This is a genomic window from Streptomyces sp. NPDC001493 (assembly GCF_053597235.1).
The window spans coordinates 1-2,596 of record NZ_JBSFHV010000061.1; the positions used below are offsets into that span (position 1 = coordinate 1).

1 protein-coding gene is annotated in these 2,596 nt (G+C 68.6%); it reads right to left on the minus strand.

Annotated elements, in window-relative coordinates:
- Positions 1–2,596 (minus strand): condensation domain-containing protein (locus ACWCWD_RS37000; RefSeq protein WP_450780037.1); only part of this gene is annotated, 2,596 nt, incomplete at both ends.

A 2,596-nucleotide genomic window follows, 5' to 3' on the forward strand; every position in this document is an offset into this window, starting at 1 on the left:
GCTGGAGGACGGTGGTTCCGCCGTGGAGGAGGGCTCCCCAGAATTCGAGGCTGAAGGCGTCCCAGGAGACGGGTGAGCACTGGAGGAAGACTTCGCCGGGTCCGAAGTGTCCGTGGGTCTGTGCGGTGAGGGTGGAGACGAGGTTGCGGTGGGAGGAGAGGATGCCCTTGGGGCGTCCGGTCGAGCCCGAGGTGAACATCACGCACGCCACGTCATCACCCTGAATGGGCAGGCCCGGGTTCTCCGGTGAGTGGTCCAGGACGTCGTCCGGTCCTTCGACGGTGGTGGTCCATGGGCCCTGGAGGCGGTCGGTGAGTGCGGTGCGGGTGACGAGGTGGGTGATGCCGGCATCGTTCGCGGCGGTGTGGAGCCGTTCGTCGGGGAAGTCGGGGTCGAGGAGTACGTGGCCGGCGCCGGTCTTGAGGACGGCGATCACCGCGGTGGCGAAGGTGGCGCCGCGCTCCAGGAGGATGCCGGCGAGGTTTCCCCGGCCGAGTCCCCGCGAACGCAGGTGGTGGGCCCAGCGGTTGGCGGATGCGTTCAGTTCTCCGTAGGTGATCCGCCGCTCGCCGTCGATCAGCGCGACCGCTTCCGGCGCGCGTGCCGCCTGGTCCTCGAACCGTTCGACCAGCGAGGTGTCACCGATGTCGGCGACGGACCCGGCCCACGGCCCCAGGAGCAGCCTTCGCTCGCTGTCCGAGAGCACTTCGAGTTCCATGAGGTGCAGGTCGGGATCGGCCAGCACCTGGCGCAGCACCTCACCCAGCACGGTCACCATGCGCCGGACGGTGGTGTGGTCGAACAGGTCCTCGGCGAAGAGAACCGTGCCGGACAGGCCCCGACCGTCGTCCGAGCGGAGCAGGAACTCCAGGTCGAACTTGGCCGCACCACTCGTGACACCGGTGACGTCGGCGACCCGGACGTCGCCCAGCCGCAGCTCCGGCACACCTCCCGCCTCCAGGGTGAGGCAGATCTGGAAGAGGGGGTGGCGGGAGAGGGTGCGGGTGGGGTTGAGGGTGTCGAGGACGAGGTCGAAGGGTGCGTCCTGGTGGGCGAAGGCGTCGAGGTCGGTGGTGCGGATGTGTTCGAGGAGCTGGCGGAAGGTGGGGTTGCTGTCGGTGCGGGTGCGGAGGACGAGGGTGTTGACGAAGAACCCGATCAGGTCGCGGAGGGCTTCGTCGGTGCGGCCGGCGACGGGGGTTCCGATGGTCAGGTCGGTTCCCGCGCCGAGCCGGGTCAACGCGGCGGCGAGGGCCGTGTGTACGACCATGAAGGGGGTGCATCCCTCGGCGCGGGCGAGTGCGCCGATCTGTTCGAACAGGGCGTCTCCGAGGGGGACTTCCACCTGTCCGCCGCGGTGTGTTGCGTGTGCCGGCCGGGGGCGGTCGAGGTTCAGTGTGTGTTCCTCGGGCAGTCCGTCCAGGGTCGACCGCCAGTAGGCGAGTTCCTGGGACAGGACGCTTTCGGTGTCGTCGGGCGAACCCAGCGCTCGCTGCTGCCAGACCGCGTAGTCCGCGTAACGCACCTGGAGCGGCTCCAGTACCTGGCCCTCGGCGCCCGCGGCCCGCACCTCGTAGGCCCGTGACAGGTCGTCGAAGAACACGGTGGTGGACCGTCCGTCCGTCGCGATGTGGTGCACCAGGAGGAAGAACACCCAGCCGTCGGCAACCCTGAACAAGGTGGCCCTCAGCGGGAGTTCGTTCCGCAGGTCGAAGACGTGACGGGCGCCTTCCGTCATGGCCTCGTCCAGCTCGTCGCGGGCCACCTCACGGCGTTCGACCGTTACCCGGGCGTGCGTGGCCGAGAGGACGTGCTGTCGTGGTTCGCCGTCGACCGTGGTGAAGACGGTACGGAGGGGGGTGTGGCGTTCGACGACGTCGTTGAGGGCCGCCTCCAGCGTCTCGGCGTCGAGTGGGCCTTCGAGGTGGATGGCCATCGGAACGTTGTAGGCGGCGCTGTCGCCGTCGAGTTCGGCGAGCAGCCAGAGCCGGCGTTGGGCGTAGGACAGGGGGGTGTCGTTGTCGTCGGTCGATGCGCCGGGGGTGAGGGGCGGGAGTGCGGGCCGGCCCTTGAGGGTGCTGATGTGCTGGGCGAGGCGTGCCGGTGTGGGGTGCTGGAAGACGTCGCGGATGGTGAGCCGGACGTCGAGGGCGTCGGCGATGTGGTTGGTGAGGCGGGCGGCGAGGAGGGAGTGGCCTCCGTGGTGGAAGAAGCTGTCGTCGATCCCCACAGGGCCGGTGGTGCTCAGCACGCGGTCGAAGAGGGCGAGGACGATCTCCTCGAGCTGGGTCTGCGGGTCGCGTGCCGAGGTGAGTGCTGCGAGGGGTTCGGGGAGTGCTCGCTTGTCGATTTTTCCGTTGGGGGTGAGGGGGAGTTTGTCGAGGGTGGTGAGGTGGGTGGGGACGAGGTGTTCGGGGAGTCGCTCGACGAGGTGCCGGCGGATGTCGTCGGTGGGTGTGGGGGTGTTGGTGACGATGTATGCGGCGAGTTGTGTGTTGTGGGTGGTGATGGTGGCTTGGGTGATGTGGGGGTGGGTGAGGAGGGCGGTTTCGATTTCGGCGGGTTCGATGCGGAAGCCGCGGATTTTGATTTGGTT